This window comes from Streptomyces sp. NRRL S-87 (genome assembly GCF_000719335.1).
Taxonomy (GTDB): Bacteria; Actinomycetota; Actinomycetes; order Streptomycetales; family Streptomycetaceae; genus Streptomyces.
Genome location: NZ_JOGB01000059.1, coordinates 16,510 through 31,402, shown reverse-complemented (window position 1 = coordinate 31,402; position 14,893 = coordinate 16,510). Strand labels below are relative to the sequence as shown.

The following is a 14,893-nucleotide window of genomic DNA, read 5'->3' as shown; positions in this document are numbered from 1 at the left end:
GTGGGCATGGTTGGATGCGAAGTGAGAGTGTCCGCAAGGCTGCACCGTAGACCCCCAGCCACCGCTGGGGCGCCCCCAGGCAGGCGGGAATCGTGAGGATCTTCGGAAAGGTAAGGCACCGGCCCTCCGCCTCGTGGCGGCAGGCCACCGACCGTGCGTTCACGCTGATCGGCGACGGTCGGTACGAGGACGCCGGCGCGCTGCTGACCCGTGCCGCGGACCTCGAACCCTGGCTGTCGGAGTCGTGGTTCAACCTGGCCCTGCTGCACAAGTTCCGGCACGACTGGGAGCAGGCGCGGGCCGCCGGCTTGCGCGCGGTGGCCCTGCTGGACCGCGAGACGGGCGCCCCCGACTGGTGGAACGTGGGCATCGCCGCCACCGCCCTGCAGGACTGGCCGCTGGCCCGGCGGGCCTGGCAGGCGTACGGGCTGAAGGTGCCCGGCGACCCGCGCGGCGGGTCCGGGACGGGCGAGCCGGTGGGCATGGAGCTGGGCAGCGCGGCGGTCCGGCTGTCGCCCGAGGGCGAGGCCGAGGTCGTGTGGGGGCGCAGGCTCGATCCGGCCCGGATCGAGGTCCTCTCGATCCCGCTGCCGTCGTCCGGGCGGCGCTGGGGCGAGGTCGTCCTGCACGACGGGGTGCCGCACGGCGAGCGGGTGACCGCGGCCGGTCCCTCGTACCCCGTCTTCGACGAGATCGAGCTGTGGGCGCCCTCGCCGGTGCCGACGTGGGTGGTGCTGCTGGAGGCCGCCACCGAGGCGGACCGGGACGCGCTGGAGCAGCTGGCCTCGGACGCCGGGTTCGCCGCGGAGGACTGGTCCTCGTCGGTGCGGCTGCTGTGCCGGACCTGCTCGGAGAGCGCCATGCCGAGCGGTGAGGGCGACGGGGAGCACGTCGACCCGCACGACCACAGCGAGCCGGGCCACCCGGGCCCGCTGGGGCACCGCACGGCCGGCTCGGGCTCCCTGTGGGTGCCGGAGCGCGAGTGCGGCATCGCCGCGCCCGCGGGGCTGGTGCGGGGGCTGCTGGACGGCTGGGTGGCGGACAGCCCGGACACCCGGGAATGGCGCGACCTCGAAGAGGTGTGTTGACGCCTGCCCGTAGGCTGTACGGGTACACACGGTGACTCGAGGAAGGCGTACGGCGGACATGGCGCAGCAGGACACGGAGCAGCTCGACGGCGAGGTCAACGACGGGTACGTCGTGGACACCGAGGACTGCGAGGCGCGCGAGGCGGCCTACCGCGAGCGGGGCACGGCCCGCCCGATCACCGTCGTGGGCAACCCCGTCCTGCACCGCGAGTGCAAGGACGTCACCGAGTTCGGCCCCGAGCTCGCCGCGCTGATCGACGACATGTTCGCCAGCCAGCGGGCCGCCGAGGGCGTGGGGCTGGCCGCGAACCAGATCGGCGTGGACCAGAAGGTCTTCGTCTACGACTGCCCGGACGACGAGGGCGTGCGCCACGTCGGCGTCGTGGTCAACCCCAAGCTGGTGGACCTGCCCGCCGACCGCCGCGTCCTGGACGACTCCAACGAGGGCTGCCTGTCCGTCCCGACCGCGTACGCGGCCCTGGCCCGCCCCGACTACGCCGAGGTGACCGGCCAGGACGCCCAGGGCAACCCGATCAAGGTGCGTGGCACCGGCTACTTCGCCCGCTGCCTCCAGCACGAGACCGACCACCTGTACGGCTACCTGTACATCGACCGGCTCTCCAAGCGCGACCGCAAGGACGCCCTGCGCCAGATGGAAGAGGGCACGCCGCGCTACGAGACCGTCCCGAACGCGTAGTGCCCGTCACCGGGTTCGGACACTAGGCGGCCCGCGGGCCGCGGAAGGTCCTGCGGAACGCGTTGGGCGTGGTGCCCAGGGCGCGCAGGAAGTGGTGGCGCAGTGCGGCGGCGGTGCCGAACCCGGACCGTCCGGCGATCGCGTCCACCGTCTCGTCCGTCGACTCCAGCAACTCCTGTGCCAGCAGCACCCGCTGGCGCAGGACCCACTGGTAGGGCGTGGTGCCCGTCTCCTGCAGGAACCGGCGGGCGAAGGTGCGCGGCGACATGTGCGCCCGCTCGGCCAGCTGCTCGACGGTGATGTCCTCGGCGAGGTGCCGGTTCATCCAGTCCAGGACCTCACCCACCGTGTCGCAGGAGCTGCGGGGCAGCGGCCGCTGGATGTACTGCGCCTGGCCGCCGTCCCGGTGCGGCGGCACGACCATGCGCCGGGCGATGGTGTTGGCCACCTCCGCACCGTGCTCCTGGCGCACCACGTGCAGGCACGCGTCGATGCCGGAGGCGGTGCCGGCAGCGGTGATCACCGGGCCCTCGTCCACGTACAGCACGTCGGGGTCCACCCGGGCCCGCGGGTACTTCTCCCGCAGCGCGGCGGAGTGCATCCAGTGGGTGGTGCACCGGCGGCCGTCGAGCAGTCCGGCCGCCCCCAGGACGAAGGCGCCGCTGCACACGCTGAGCACGCGCGCGCCCCGGTCCACGGCGGCCCGGAGCGCGGCCAGCAGGGGCTCGGGGTAGTCCCGTACGGCTGCCTGCCGGTCGGCGGGCAGGCAGATCAGGTGGGCCTCGGCGAGCCGCTCGACGCCGTGGTGGGTGCTGATCGTGAACAGCCGGTCACCGCTGGAGACCTCCGGCTCCTCCACGCCGCAGACCGCGAAATCGTAGACGGGCAGGCCCATCTCGCTGCGGTCGATCCCGAAGACCTCGCAGAAGATGCCGAGTTCGAAGGGGGCGACTCCGTTGACCAGGGCGACGGCCACGTTGTTCAGCATGCCCCCAGTGTGGCAGTAATTCGTTGCCTTGCGACAGTCCTGCCACTGTCGGGATTCCGTCGCCCTCGCGACAGTGGACCCATGAACGCAATCCTGAACGCCCTTGCCGTCCTCTCCGTCGCGGTCCTGCTGGCCGGGCCCGCCGTGTACGGCGCCCTGCGCGAACGCCGGACCGACCGGCAGCTGCGCGGGGCGGCTGCCGGTCGGCCCGGCGTGGCGGTGGGGCGGGGTGCGTCCCGTCCGGCTCAGAAGTCCTCGTCGAGGTCGACCGTGCCCTCGACGGCGACCTGGTAGGCCGAGGGGCGGCGCTCGAAGAAGTTGGTCAGCTCCTGGACGCCCTGGAGCTCCATGAAGGAGAAGGGGTTCTCGGAGCCGTAGACCGGGGCGAAGCCGAGGCGGACCAGGCGCTGGTCGGCCACGCACTGCAGGTACTCGCGCATCGACTCGGTGTTCATGCCCGGCAGGCCGTCGCCGCACAGGTCCCGGCCGAACTGCAGCTCCGCCTCGACGGCCTCCTTCAGCATGTCGGTGACCTGCTGCTGGAGCGCCTCGTCGAAGAGCTCGGGCTCCTCCTTGCGGACGGTGTCCACGACCTCGAACGCGAAGTTCATGTGCATGGTCTCGTCCCGGAACACCCAGTTGGTGCCCGTGGCCAGGCCGTGCAGCAGGCCGCGGCTGCGGAACCAGTACACGTAGGCGAAGGCGCCGTAGAAGAAGAGGCCCTCGATGCACGCGGCGAAGCAGATCAGGTTCAGCAGGAAGCGGCGGCGGTCGGCGGCCGTCTCCAGCTGGTCGATCTTCTCGACCGAGTCCATCCACTTGAAGCAGAACTGCGCCTTCTCGCGGATGGACGGGATGTTCTCCACCGCCGCGAAGGCCGCCGACCGGTCCTCGGGATCGGGCAGGTAGGTGTCCAGCAGCGTCAGGTAGAACTGGACGTGCACGGCCTCCTCGAAGAGCTGGCGCGACAGGTACAGGCGCGCCTCCGGGGAGTTGATGTGCTTGTACAGCGTCAGCACCAGGTTGTTCGCCACGATCGAGTCGCCGGTCGCGAAGAACGCCACCAGGCGGCCGATCATGTGCTGCTCGGCCGGGGTGAGCTTGGCGAGGTCGGCCACGTCGGAGTGGAGGTCGACCTCCTCCACCGTCCACGTGTTCTTGATGGCGTCCCGGTAGCGCTCGTAGAAGTCCGGGTAGCGCATCGGGCGCAGGGTCAGCTCGAAGCCCGGGTCGAGAAGGTTCTGCTTACGGGTGGTGGTCATTACTGGCAGGCCTCGCAGGACTCGGGGTTCTCAAGGGAGCAGGCCAGCGCCTCGGCGTCGAGCGCCTGGGGGAGCTGGGCGGGGGAGGCTGCGGCCGGGACGGCGGCAGCGGCCGACGCGGCGCGGGCGATCTTCGTCGCCGGGCGCGAGCGCAGGTAGTACGTGGTCTTCAGGCCCTGCTTCCACGCGTACGCGTACATCGAGCTGAGCTTGCCGATGGTGGGCGTCTCCAGGAACAGGTTCAGCGACTGGCTCTGGTCGAGGAACGGGGTACGGGCCGCCGCCATGTCGATCAGGCCGCGCTGCGGGATCTCCCACGCGGTGCGGTACAGCTCGCGCACCTCGGCCGGGATCCAGCCGAAGCCCTGCACCGAGCCGGAGGAGTCGCGCAGCGCCTCGCGGGTCTGGGCGTCCCACACGCCGAGCTTCTTGAGGTCCTCGACCAGGTAGCCGTTCACCTGGAGGAACTCGCCGCTGAGGGTCTCGCGCTTGAAGAGGTTGGAGACCTGCGGCTCGATGCACTCGTACACGCCCGCGATCGAGGCGATGGTCGCGGTCGGGGCGATCGCGAGGAGCAGCGAGTTGCGCATGCCGCTCTTGGCGACGCGGGCGCGCAGCGCCGCCCAGCGCTCCGGCCAGGACAGCTCGGTGTCGAAGTGGTCCGGGTGCAGCACGCCCTGGGCGGTGCGGGTCTCGGCCCAGGCCGGCAGCGGGCCGCTGCGCTCGGCGAGGTCGCAGGAGGCCTCGTACGCGGCCAGCATGATGCGCTCGGCGATCTTCGTGGACAGCGCCCTGGCCCCGGCCGAGTCGAAGGGCAGCCGCAGCTTGAAGAACACGTCCTGCAGGCCCATCGCGCCCAGACCCACCGGACGCCACTTGGAGTTGGAGCGGCCGGCCTCCTCGGTCGGGTAGAAGTTGATGTCCACGACGCGGTCGAGGAAGGTCACGGCGGTGCGGACGGTCTCGTCCAGCCGCTCCCAGTCCATGTCGTCGCCGGCCACGAAGGCGCCGAGGTTGACCGAGCCGAGGTTGCACACCGCGGTCTCGTCGTCGTTGGTGACCTCGATGATCTCGGTGCAGAGGTTCGAGGAGTGCACCACGCGGCCCGGCAGGGCGGTCTGGTTCGCGGTGCGGTTGGAGGCGTCCTTGAACGTCATCCAGCCGTTGCCGGTCTGCGCGAGGGTGCGCATCATGCGGCCGTACAGGTCCCGGGCCGGCATGGTCTTGCGGGCCAGGCCGGCCGCCTCGGCCTTGCGGTAGGCGGCGTCGAACTCGTCGCCGTACAGGTCGACCAGCTCGGGCACGTCCGAGGGGGAGAACAGCGACCAGTCCTCGTCGGAGTTCACGCGGCGCATGAACTCGTCCGGGATCCAGTGGGCGAGGTTGAGGTTGTGGGTGCGCCGGGCGTCCTCGCCGGTGTTGTCGCGCAGCTCCAGGAACTCCTCGATGTCCGCGTGCCAGGTCTCCAGGTAGACGGCGGCGGCGCCCTTGCGGCGGCCGCCCTGGTTCACGGCGGCGACGGAGGCGTCGAGGGTCTTCAGGAACGGCACGATGCCGTTGGAGTGGCCGTTGGTGCCGCGGATCAGCGAACCGCGGGCGCGGATGCGGGAGTACGACAGGCCGATGCCGCCGGCGTGCTTCGACAGGCGGGCGACCTGGTGGTAGCGGCCGTAGATCGAGTCCAGCTCGTCCAGCGGGGAGTCCAGCAAGTAGCAGGAGGACATCTGCGGGTGCCGCGTACCGGAGTTGAACAGCGTCGGGGAGGACGGCAGGTAGTCCAGCCGGCTCATCAGGCCGTAGAGGGAGCCGACCTCCTCGACGGCGCGCACGCTGTCGTCCTCGGCCAGGCCGCAGGCCACGCGCAGCATGAAGTGCTGCGGGGTCTCGACGACCTGGCGGGTGATCGGGTGGCGCAGCAGGTAGCGGCTGTGCAGGGTGCGCAGGCCGAAGAAGCCGAACCGGTCGTCGGCGCCCGCCGCCAGGGCCGCGTCGACCAGCGCGTCCAGGCGGACCGCGTGGGTGCGGACGAACTCGGCGGTGCGGTCGGCGATCAGGCCCTCGCGGTGGCCGACCTCGACGGAGGCGGAGAAGGAGACCGCGCCCTGGCCGGCCGCCTCGTCGGCGATGGCGAGGGTCAGGAGCCGGGCGGCGAGCTTGGAGTACGCCGGGTCCTCGGAGATGAGCCCCGCGGCCGCCTCGGTGGCCAGCCCGCGCAGTTCGGCCTCGTCCGAGGTGGCGCTGCGGCCGCGCAGCGCGGCGGCGGCGACCCGGCCGGGGTCGGTGTCGGGGAGGTCCGAGGTGAGCTCCGTGAGGGTGCGCAGCAGCGCGGCTCCGGGGCCCTGGGGCTCCTGGGACGGGTCGGACTCGGCGCGCGGCGCGGCGGGCGCGATGGTCACGGTGGGGGCTCTCCCTCGCTCGGCTCCGGGGCCGGCGCGGGCGCGGGGAGGCGCATGCGGGCGTGGCGGGTTACGCGTGCTCCGCATGGCGTCCACCGGCCCAACCGCGGGGCCCGGACGTGGTCGGCTCCGGTTCGGCTGAACCGTGAGCGCCGTCGGCAGGTCCTCGGACTTGGTGGTGCGCGGATGCGTGCACTTCATACCGTTGCGGGACAGTTCCGGATTCGCACCGGATTCCCCTGCGGCGACAGCGAGGACGAGCATACATGTGGGGGCGCCTGCTCGTGTGACCCCCTAGATGTTGTGTCGCCGACGACACGGAGTCCCGGTGTGGTGCCTCTCCGCTATCAGGGTGCGGCGACGTAATGCGAAACGTATTACGATGGTCGCATGACGCCCAAGACGATCAGCTTCCGTCCGGACGCGGAGACCCACCGCGAACTCGAGACCCTGGCCGCCTCGCGCGACATCACCGCCTCGGACGCCATAAGACTCGCCATCCACGAGGCGTACGTGCGCGACCAGTACCGCCAGGCTGCGGCCGAGCTGGACCAATGGCGTAACGACCCCGCGTACCTCGCAGAGATCGCAGAAGTGCGGGAGGAGCTGAACGACCTCAGTGCGTGGTGACATCTACCGGATCCGGTCCCGCAAGGATGCGGTGGGTCATGAGCCGCGCGGCCCGCGCTACGCGGTGGTGCTGCAGACCGGGGCCGTGAACACCTCCACCCTGATCGTGGCGCCGACGTCCACCAGCGCCGCCCCGGGCCTGCTGCACCCCAAGCTGGACATGGACATGGACATGGACATGGACGGGACGGCGACGGTCGTGCTCGTCGAGCAGATGACGGCCGTGGACCCCGGGCGTCTCGGCGAGTTCGCGGGCCGGGTCGACCCGGAGGAGTGGACCGATATCGAGCACGCCGTGAAGCTGGTGCTCGGTCTGCTCTGAGACGGCCTACAACTCCAGCCCGTACGTCAGGAGCCCGAGGCCGGGGACGGGGGACCAGTCGCGTTCGGGGGAGCGGACGAAGCCGAGGCGCTCGTAGAGGCGCTGGGCGCCCTGCATGGCGGGCTGGGTGGACATCACCAGGCGGGTCACGCCCTCGATCGCCCGGGCGCGGTCGATGCAGGCGCGGACCAGGGCCTCGCCGGCGCCCCGGCCGCGGCCCTCGCGCGCCACGGCCAGCATCCGGAACTCCGCCTCGCCCTCGCCCGCGATGTCGGCCAGCGGGCTGCCGGGCGGGGCGAACGTCACGCCGCCGATCACGCGCTCGTCGAGGACGGCGACCAGGATCTCGCCGTGGGCGGCGCGGCCGGCCACGTCACGCAGGACGTTGAAGTAGTAGTCGGTCTCGTTCTGGTCGAGGAGACCGTCGCCCCGGTAGGTCTGGGCGGTGATCTCGCCGAGTTCCGCGTACTCGTCCGGCCGGGCTTCCCTGATCGCGATGTCCATGGCACGAGTGTGCCCCAGGAGCCGCGAGGGGGCCGCCCGTTCCCGGGCGGCCCCCTCGGTCCGGCACGGCGCCCGCGGGCGCCTCAGCAGCAGCGGAAGCCCTCGCGCGGGTCCGTCTCGCGGGTGTCGGTGCGGGCCCGCTCGAACTCCCGGCGGCTGGGTACCGGGGCGTCCGGGTCGTGTCCGCGGGCGTGGGCGACGTACCGCTCGTACGCGGCCTCGCCGGTGAACTCGCGCACGTAGTGCCGGACGCGCCTCAGGAGGCCGGCGGCGCTCATGAGGAGACGGACGCCGATTCCGGGACCCGGCCGCCGCCCGAGTCCAGCCCGGCCGCGGCCAGCTCCGCCTTCTCCTCGGCGGTGGCGACCAGGCCGGCCGGCGCGACGATCCGCGACGCGACGTACGGGGCCTCGTGCAGCACCACCATGTCCGGGTTGCGCACCGCCTTGAGGCACACCCACAGGGCGTCCGCCAGCACGATGACGATCAGGACGGCGAAGAGGGCCGAGAGCACGCCGTCCACCGTGGAGTTGGTGATGACGGTGTGCATGTCGTCCATCGACTTGGCGGGCGGCAGCACCTTGCCCGCCTCGATGCCCGCCTCGTACTTGTCGCGCTGGGCGAAGAACCCGACCCGCGGGTCGTCGGAGAACACCTTCTGGTAGCTGGCCGTCAGGGTCACGGCCGCGTCCCACACCAGTGGGACGCCCGTCACCCAGGCCCACTTCAGGCGTCCGGACTTCACCAGCAGCGTGGTGCACACCGCGAGGGCGACGGCGGCCAGCAGCTGGTTGGCGATGCCGAACAGCGGGAAGAGCTGGTTGATGCCGCCCAGCGGGTCGTTGACGCCCACCCACAGGAAGTAGCCCCACGCGCCCACCACGACGGCGCTGGCGAACCACACGCCCGGCTTCCAGCTGACCTGCTTGAAGGGCTTGTAGAGGTTGCCCAGGGTGTCCTGGAGCATGAACCGGCCGACCCGGGTGCCCGCGTCGAGGGTGGTCAGGATGAACAGCGCCTCGAACATGATCGCGAAGTGGTACCAGAAGGCCTTCATCCCGGCCCCGCCGAGCACGCCCGAGAAGATCTCGGACATGCCCAGGGCGAAGGTCGGGGCGCCGCCGGTCCGCGACAGCAGGCTGGCCTCCTCGACGTCCTTGGCGGCCTGCGCCAGCGCCTCGGGGCTGATGGTGAAGCCGAGGTGCGCCACCGCCTCGGAGGCGCTCTGGACGGTCGTGCCGACCACGCCCGCGGGGGAGTTGACCGCGAAGAACAGGCCGGGCTCGATGATGCAGGCGGCGATGATCGCCATCACGGCCACGAACGACTCGGTCAGCATGGCGCCGTAGCCGATCATGCGGACCTGGGTCTCCTTCTGGACCATCTTCGGGGTGGTGCCGGAGGAGACCAGGGCGTGGAAGCCGGACAGCGCGCCGCAGGCGATGGTGATGAAGACGAACGGGAACATCGACCCGGCGAACACCGGGCCGTCACCGCGGCTCGCGAAGGAGGTGACCGAGTCCATCTTGAGGGTGGGCAGCGCGATGACCACGCCGACCGCGAGGAGGGCGATGGTGCCGACCTTCATGAACGTGGACAGGTAGTCGCGCGGGGCGAGCAGCAGCCAGACCGGCAGCACCGAGGCGAGGAAGCCGTACGCCACCATCCACAGCACCAGCGTCGTGGGCTTGAGGGTGAAGAAGTCGGCCCAGGACGACTCGGCCACCCAGCCGCCCGCGACCAGCGCGAGGAGCAGCAGGGCGACGCCGATGAGGGAGACCTCGGTGACCCGGCCCGGGCGCAGGACGCGTAGGTAGACGCCCATGAAGAGGGCGATCGGGATGGTCATGCCGATGGAGAAGACGCCCCACGGCGAGTGCGACAGGGCGTTGACGATCACCAGTGCCAGCACCGCCAGCAGGATGATCATGATGGCGAAGACCGCGACCAGTGCGGCGGCGCCGCCCACCGGACCGATCTCCTCGCGGGCCATCTGGCCCAGCGAGCGGCCGTCGCGGCGGGTGGAGAAGAACAGCGTCACCATGTCCTGGACGGCGCCGGCGAAGATCACACCGGCCACGATCCAGATGGTGCCGGGCAGGTAGCCCATCTGCGCGGCCAGCACCGGGCCGACCAGCGGTCCGGCGCCGGCGACCGCGGCGAAGTGGTGGCCGAAGAGCACCCGGCGGTCGGTGGGGTGGAAGTCGACACCGTTGTCGAGGCGCTCGGCCGGGGTGGCGCGGGTCTTGTCGACCCGCAGCACCTTGTGCGCGATGAAGCGCGAGTAGAAGCGGTAGCCGATGGCGTACGAGCCCAGGGCCGCCGCGAGCAGCCAGGCGGCGGAGATCTCCTCGCCGCGGGAGAGCGCGAGGACGGCCCAGCCCGCCGCGCCGATCAGTGCCACCAGCGACCAGATGGCGATGGACTTCGGCGACGGGCCGCCGGACGGCGAGGGCGGGCCCGCCCCGTCCGGCGCGCCCGCCCCGTTCCGTTCCGTGCCCGTCGACCCGGTCGTCGACCCGGTCGGTCCCGATTCCGTCATGACCCTCGTCCCCTCGTGATCATTTACGCAATGCGCAGGGAATCTACGGGGATCCGACCGGTGAACGTAAGACCCCGTCCGCAATCCGGTACGAGGGTCAACTCCCGTTGCGGCGGAGAACGGGTGGGGCGGACGTGGGGTTTGGCCCGGTCAGACCGCCGGCCGCTGGAGCCGGGCGACGAACTTGTAGCGGTCGCCGCGGTAGACCGAGCGCACCCACTCGACCGGCTCGCCGTCGGCGTCGAGGGAGTGCCGGGAGAGCATCAGCATCGGCAGGCCGACGTCGGTGCCGAGCAGGCCGGCCTCGCGCGGGGTGGCCAGCGAGGTCTCGATCGTCTCCTCGGCCTCGGCGAGGTGGACGTCGTACACCTCCGCGAGGGCGGTGTAGAGCGACGTGTACTTGACGAGCGAGCGGCGCAGCGCCGGGAAGCGCTTGGCCGAAAGGTGCGTGGTCTCGATGGCCATCGGCTCGCCGCTGGCCAGGCGCAGCCGCTCGATGCGCAGCACGCGGCCGCCCGGCGCGATCTTCAGCAGGCCCGCGAGGGTGTCGTCGGCCGTGACGTAGCCGATGTCGAGCAGCTGCGAGGTGGGCTCCAGGCCCTGCGCCCGCATGTCCTCCGTGTAGGAGGTCAGTTGCAGCGCCTGGGAGACCTTCGGCTTCGCGACGAAGGTGCCCTTGCCCTGGATCCGCTCCAGGCGGCCCTCGACGACCAGCTCCTGGAGCGCCTGCCGGACGGTGGTCCGGGAGGTGTCGAATTCGGCCGCGAGGGTGCGCTCCGGGGGCACCGGGGTGCCCGGGGGGAGCGTTTCGGTCATTTCAAGCAAATGGCGCTTGAGTCGGTAGTACTTGGGCACGCGCGCGGTGCGTGTAGCTGCCCCGCCGTCGGGCTCCGTGAGCGCCCCTTCGGTGGCCATGGCCGCCTGCCTTCCCGACTCCAGTCTCGTCGCCGTCACCGGCTCCTCCGTCTTGTTGCGGTCACATCGTGACACGGGCCGGAGCACGGGTGTCGCCCCTCCCTGAGGTGTCGGTCCGGTAACGGAGCCGCACCTGGTTTATTAGACCCTTGACACCCCCAAAGGTCTAGGCCAAGCTCCAGGCTACTGGTCTAAACCAATATGGATCAGATCCCGGCCCCACGGCAGTACTTGGCGTATTTCACGCGGCGGGCAGGGGGAGTGCAGGCATCCCTGAGGAGGGTGGCGTGAAGCGCAAGCTCATCGCGGCGATCGGCGTCGCGGGCATGGTGGTCGGTCTCGCGGCGTGCGGTGGTTCGGACGGCGAGAAGGGCGGCGACAAGCCGTCGGCCGCCAAGGAGCTGACCGTCTGGCTCACGGTCGACGCCCAGAACAACTGGCCCGAGCTCGTGAAGGCCGCCGACGACGCGGTCGTCGCGAAGCACCCCGGTCTGAAGGTCAAGCACGAGTACTACGGCTGGCCGGACAAGAACGCCAAGCTCGACGCCGTGCTCGCGACGGACAAGGCCCCCGACGTCGTCGAGATGGGCAACTCCGAGATGATCGGCTACATGTCGACCGGCGCCTTCTCCGAGATCGACGCCTCGAAGTACGACAACTCCGCCGCGTGGCTCGACGCCCTCAAGGAGTCCGTCACCTACGACGGCAAGACCTACGGCGTCCCGTACTACGCCGGCGGCCGCGTGGGCACCTGGCGCAAGGACCTGGCCGCCGAGGCCGGCGTCAAGGCCGCCCCGAAGACCTGGGCCGAGCTGACCGCCGCCCTCGACGCCGTCCAGAAGAAGAAGGGCGCCAAGTTCAGCGCCTGGTACCAGCCGTCGCCGGACTGGTACGCGGCCATGTCCTTCGTCTACGACGCGGGCGGCGCCATCGCCAAGAACGAGGGCGGCCAGTGGAAGGCCTCGCTGTCCTCCCCCGAGTCGCTCAAGGGTCTCAAGCAGTACAAGGAGATCCTCGACAAGTACATGCACGCCGACAAGACCAAGGACGAGGCCGACCGCCCGGTCGTCTTCGGCCAGGGCAACGCGGCCACCATCTTCGCCGCCGCCTGGGAGGGCGCCACCGCCGCCGACCCGAAGAGCGACAAGGTGGGCAAGCTCGCCGAGAAGCTCGAGAACTTCGTGATGCCCGGCCCGAACGGCAAGAACCTCCCCGTCTTCCTCGGCGGCTCCGACCTGGCCGTGCCGGCCAAGTCCGACGCCAAGGACGTCGCCGGCGAGTGGATCAACGCCTTCACCGGCGCCCAGGGCCAGAAGGGCCTCATCGCCAAGGGCAACCTCCCCAACAACAAGACGGACCTCGGCCCGCTGAAGGCCGACCCGAAGACGCAGGTCGCGGCCACCGCGGCGGAGTCCTCCTGGTTCGTCCCCACCGCTCCGGGCTGGGGCCAGGTCGAGAAGGCCAAGCTGCTCCAGACCATGCTCCAGGAGATCGGCACCGGCAAGAAGTCGGTCGAGGACGCGGCCAAGGCCGCCGACGCCGCGATCGACAAGGTCATCAACACCAAGTGACCTGACTGGGCAGGGCCCCGCCACCTCACCGGCGGGGCCCTGCTGCCCGTACCAGAGAGGGACCCCCGAGGAGCGCGCGATGAGTGCCGCACAGACAACCACCGCCGATCTGCCACCGGCGAAGCAGCCGACCTCCACAGGCGCCGCGGCCGGGAGCGCGGGTACGCCGGGCAAGCCGCGCCGCAAGGGTTCCGCGGCCACCCCCTGGGCGCTGCTGGCCCCCTGCCTGCTCGTCATCGTGCTGGTCATGGGCTATCCGCTCTACCGCCTGGTGTCCCTCTCGTTCCAGAGCTTCGGCAAGTCCGAGCTCTGGGGCTTCAAGGACGCCGAGTGGGTCGGCTTCGCGAACTTCACCAAGGTCCTCGGCGACGGCGTCTTCTGGGAAGTCGTCCTGCGCACCGTGCTCTTCGCCGTCGGCGCCGTGGTCCTCACCATGGTCCTCGGCATGGCGGTGGCCCTGCTCCTCCAGCGGGTCTCCGGCTGGGTCAAGACGCTGATCAACGTCGCGCTCGTGGCCAGTTGGGGCATGCCGATCCTGGTGTCCACCGCCATCTTCAAATGGCTCTTCGACGCCGACTACGGCGTCCTGAACTACCTCCTCAGCAAGCTGCCGGGCGTGGACTTCGTCGGCCACAACTGGTTCGCCAGCGGCCCCCAGGGCCTGGCCGTCATCATGCTCCTGGTCGTCTGGGGCGCCGTGCCCTTCGTGGTCATCACCCTCAGCGCCGGCCTCACCCAGGTGCCCAAGGAACTGGAGGAGGCCGCCCGCCTCGACGGCGCCGGCTCCTGGGGCGTGTTCCGCCACGTCACGCTGCCCATCCTGAAGCCCGTCATCGTCATGCTGACCACCCTGTCGGTCATCTGGGACATGGGCGTCTTCCCGCAGGTCTTCGTGATGCGCAACGGCAACCCCGAGGCCGAGTTCCAGCTCCTGACCACGTACTCGTACCAGCAGGCCTTCGTGGTCAACGACTACTCCGGCGGCTCGGCGATCGCCCTCGTGACCGTCCTGCTCCTGCTCGGCGTCGTCGCCGCCTACATGCGCCAGATGCTCAAGATCGGAGAGGTGGAGTGACCTCGACCACCGCGACCCCGCGCGCAGCCGGCCGCAAGGGCCTCACGAAGTCCGCGGGCTCCCGCACGTCCAAGGGCTTCAAGAAGGCCAAGCTCGGCTGGAACCTCCTCGGCCTGCTGGTCTTCGTCACGGCCGGCTTCCCCGTCTACTGGATGCTCAACACGGCGTTCAAGCCGGCCAAGGACGCCATCGACCCGAACCCGCACTTCTTCCCGACGAGCTGGACCCTGGAGAACTTCCGGCGCGCCCTGGACATCGCCGACTTCTGGGGCCCGGTGGGCCGGTCGCTGGTCGTGTCGGGCGTCGTGGTCGTCATCGGCATCGTCGTCGGCATGCTGGCCGCCCTGGCCATCTCGCGGTTCGCCTTCCGCGGCCGCAAGGTCGTCATCGTCGGCATCCTGGCCGTCCAGATGGTCCCGCTCGTCGCGATGATCATCCCGGTCTTCCTGCTGCTCAACGACCTCGGCCAGTACGACAGGCTGTCCGGTCTGATCATCACGTACCTGACCTTCATCCTGCCCTTCACCGTGTGGACCCTGCGCGGCTTCATCGTGAACATCCCGAAGGAGCTGGAGGAGGCGGCCATGGTCGACGGCTGCACCCCCACCGGCGCCTTCCTGCGCGTGGTCTTCCCGCTGCTGGCCCCCGGCATGGTGGCCACGTCGGTGTACGGCTTCATCCAGGCCTGGAACGAGTACCTCTACGCCCTGATGCTCATGAGCCAGCAGAACCAGACCGCCACGGTCTGGCTCAGCAACTTCATCACCAAGAACGGCACCGAGTTCGCCCCGATGATGGCCGGCTCCACCATGATGGCCGTGCCGATCGTCGCGCTCTTCCTCATCGTCCAGCGCAAGATGGCCGCGGGCCTCACCGCAGGCGCAGTGAAGGGATAACCGCTCC

15 protein-coding genes and 1 riboswitch are annotated in these 14,893 nt (G+C 70.6%); of the genes, 8 read left to right on the top strand and 7 right to left on the bottom strand.

The features are described from left to right. Positions 1 to 92: 92 nt before the first annotated feature. Positions 93 to 1,088, top strand: coding sequence for a hypothetical protein (locus IF43_RS0128960; RefSeq protein WP_030207258.1), 996 nt, complete (start codon positions 93 to 95; stop codon positions 1,086 to 1,088). 58 nt (positions 1,089 to 1,146) lie between these two features. After that, positions 1,147 to 1,785, top strand: coding sequence for a peptide deformylase (gene def, locus IF43_RS0128955; protein WP_030207255.1), 639 nt, complete (start codon positions 1,147 to 1,149; stop codon positions 1,783 to 1,785). 22 nt (positions 1,786 to 1,807) lie between these two features. On the opposite strand, the gene IF43_RS0128950 is transcribed toward def, so the two are convergent. After that, positions 1,808 to 2,773: a helix-turn-helix domain-containing protein gene (locus tag IF43_RS0128950; RefSeq protein WP_030207252.1), complete on the bottom strand. Its 966-nt coding sequence runs from the start codon at positions 2,771 to 2,773 to the stop codon at positions 1,808 to 1,810. Between the two features lie 81 nt (positions 2,774 to 2,854). Here IF43_RS0128950 and IF43_RS39955 point away from each other — a divergent pair, with 81 nt between their 5' ends. Continuing rightward, on the top strand, positions 2,855 to 3,067 hold the full coding sequence (locus IF43_RS39955) for a hypothetical protein (protein ID WP_078910542.1): 213 nt from the start codon (positions 2,855 to 2,857) through the stop codon (positions 3,065 to 3,067). Here IF43_RS39955 and IF43_RS0128945 read toward each other — a convergent pair. Both IF43_RS0128945 and IF43_RS0128940 read right to left on the bottom strand, forming a co-directional pair. Further along, positions 3,019 to 4,035, bottom strand: coding sequence for a ribonucleotide-diphosphate reductase subunit beta (locus IF43_RS0128945; protein ID WP_030207249.1), 1,017 nt, complete (start codon positions 4,033 to 4,035; stop codon positions 3,019 to 3,021). The genes IF43_RS39955 and IF43_RS0128945 overlap by 49 nt on opposite strands. Beyond that, positions 4,035 to 6,431 carry a ribonucleoside-diphosphate reductase subunit alpha gene (locus IF43_RS0128940; RefSeq protein WP_030207247.1) on the bottom strand — a complete coding sequence of 799 codons (2,397 nt, stop codon included), beginning with the start codon at positions 6,429 to 6,431 and terminating at the stop codon, positions 4,035 to 4,037. The genes IF43_RS0128945 and IF43_RS0128940 overlap by 1 nt, the downstream gene beginning before the upstream one ends. Positions 6,432 to 6,570: 139 nt before the next feature. Then, a riboswitch (cobalamin riboswitch) is annotated at positions 6,571 to 6,712 on the bottom strand. Between the two features lie 109 nt (positions 6,713 to 6,821). On the opposite strand from IF43_RS0128940, the gene IF43_RS0128935 reads away from it, so the two are divergent. Both IF43_RS0128935 and IF43_RS0128930 read left to right on the top strand, forming a co-directional pair. Next, positions 6,822 to 7,061: a hypothetical protein gene (locus IF43_RS0128935; RefSeq protein WP_030207244.1), complete on the top strand. Its 240-nt coding sequence runs from the start codon at positions 6,822 to 6,824 to the stop codon at positions 7,059 to 7,061. 31 nt (positions 7,062 to 7,092) lie between these two features. Further along, positions 7,093 to 7,383, top strand: coding sequence for a type II toxin-antitoxin system PemK/MazF family toxin (locus IF43_RS0128930; protein ID WP_234332575.1), 291 nt, complete (start codon positions 7,093 to 7,095; stop codon positions 7,381 to 7,383). A gap of 6 nt (positions 7,384 to 7,389) precedes the next feature. Here the strand turns inward: IF43_RS0128930 and IF43_RS0128925 are convergent, their stop codons facing one another. The 4 genes from IF43_RS0128925 to IF43_RS0128910 all read right to left on the bottom strand — a co-directional run bounded on the left by IF43_RS0128925 (position 7,390) and on the right by IF43_RS0128910 (position 11,344). Continuing rightward, entirely contained in the window at positions 7,390 to 7,887 is a 498-nt protein-coding gene (locus IF43_RS0128925) for a GNAT family N-acetyltransferase (protein WP_030207239.1), read from the bottom strand. A gap of 83 nt (positions 7,888 to 7,970) precedes the next feature. Continuing rightward, positions 7,971 to 8,165, bottom strand: a complete 195-nt coding sequence (locus tag IF43_RS0128920; RefSeq protein WP_030207237.1) for a YbdD/YjiX family protein — start codon at positions 8,163 to 8,165, stop codon at positions 7,971 to 7,973. Then, positions 8,162 to 10,429, bottom strand: coding sequence for a carbon starvation CstA family protein (locus tag IF43_RS0128915; RefSeq protein ID WP_078910540.1), 2,268 nt, complete (start codon positions 10,427 to 10,429; stop codon positions 8,162 to 8,164). Before IF43_RS0128915 ends, IF43_RS0128920 begins: the two co-directional genes overlap by 4 nt. Positions 10,430 to 10,579: 150 nt before the next feature. Beyond that, the gene (locus tag IF43_RS0128910; protein WP_030207226.1) at positions 10,580 to 11,344 is read right to left on the bottom strand and encodes a GntR family transcriptional regulator; all 765 of its coding nucleotides are present in this window, start codon (positions 11,342 to 11,344) and stop codon (positions 10,580 to 10,582) included. Positions 11,345 to 11,631: 287 nt separating this feature from the next. On the opposite strand from IF43_RS0128910, the gene IF43_RS0128905 reads away from it, so the two are divergent. From IF43_RS0128905 to IF43_RS0128895, 3 genes are all read left to right on the top strand, one after another. Continuing rightward, positions 11,632 to 12,915, top strand: coding sequence for an extracellular solute-binding protein (locus tag IF43_RS0128905; protein WP_030207222.1), 1,284 nt, complete (start codon positions 11,632 to 11,634; stop codon positions 12,913 to 12,915). Between the two features lie 79 nt (positions 12,916 to 12,994). After that, positions 12,995 to 13,990, top strand: a complete 996-nt coding sequence (locus tag IF43_RS0128900) for a carbohydrate ABC transporter permease (protein WP_030207221.1) — start codon at positions 12,995 to 12,997, stop codon at positions 13,988 to 13,990. 113 nt (positions 13,991 to 14,103) lie between these two features. Next, on the top strand, positions 14,104 to 14,886 hold the full coding sequence (locus tag IF43_RS0128895) for a carbohydrate ABC transporter permease (protein WP_107048615.1): 783 nt from the start codon (positions 14,104 to 14,106) through the stop codon (positions 14,884 to 14,886). The last annotated feature ends 7 nt before the right edge of the window (positions 14,887 to 14,893 follow it).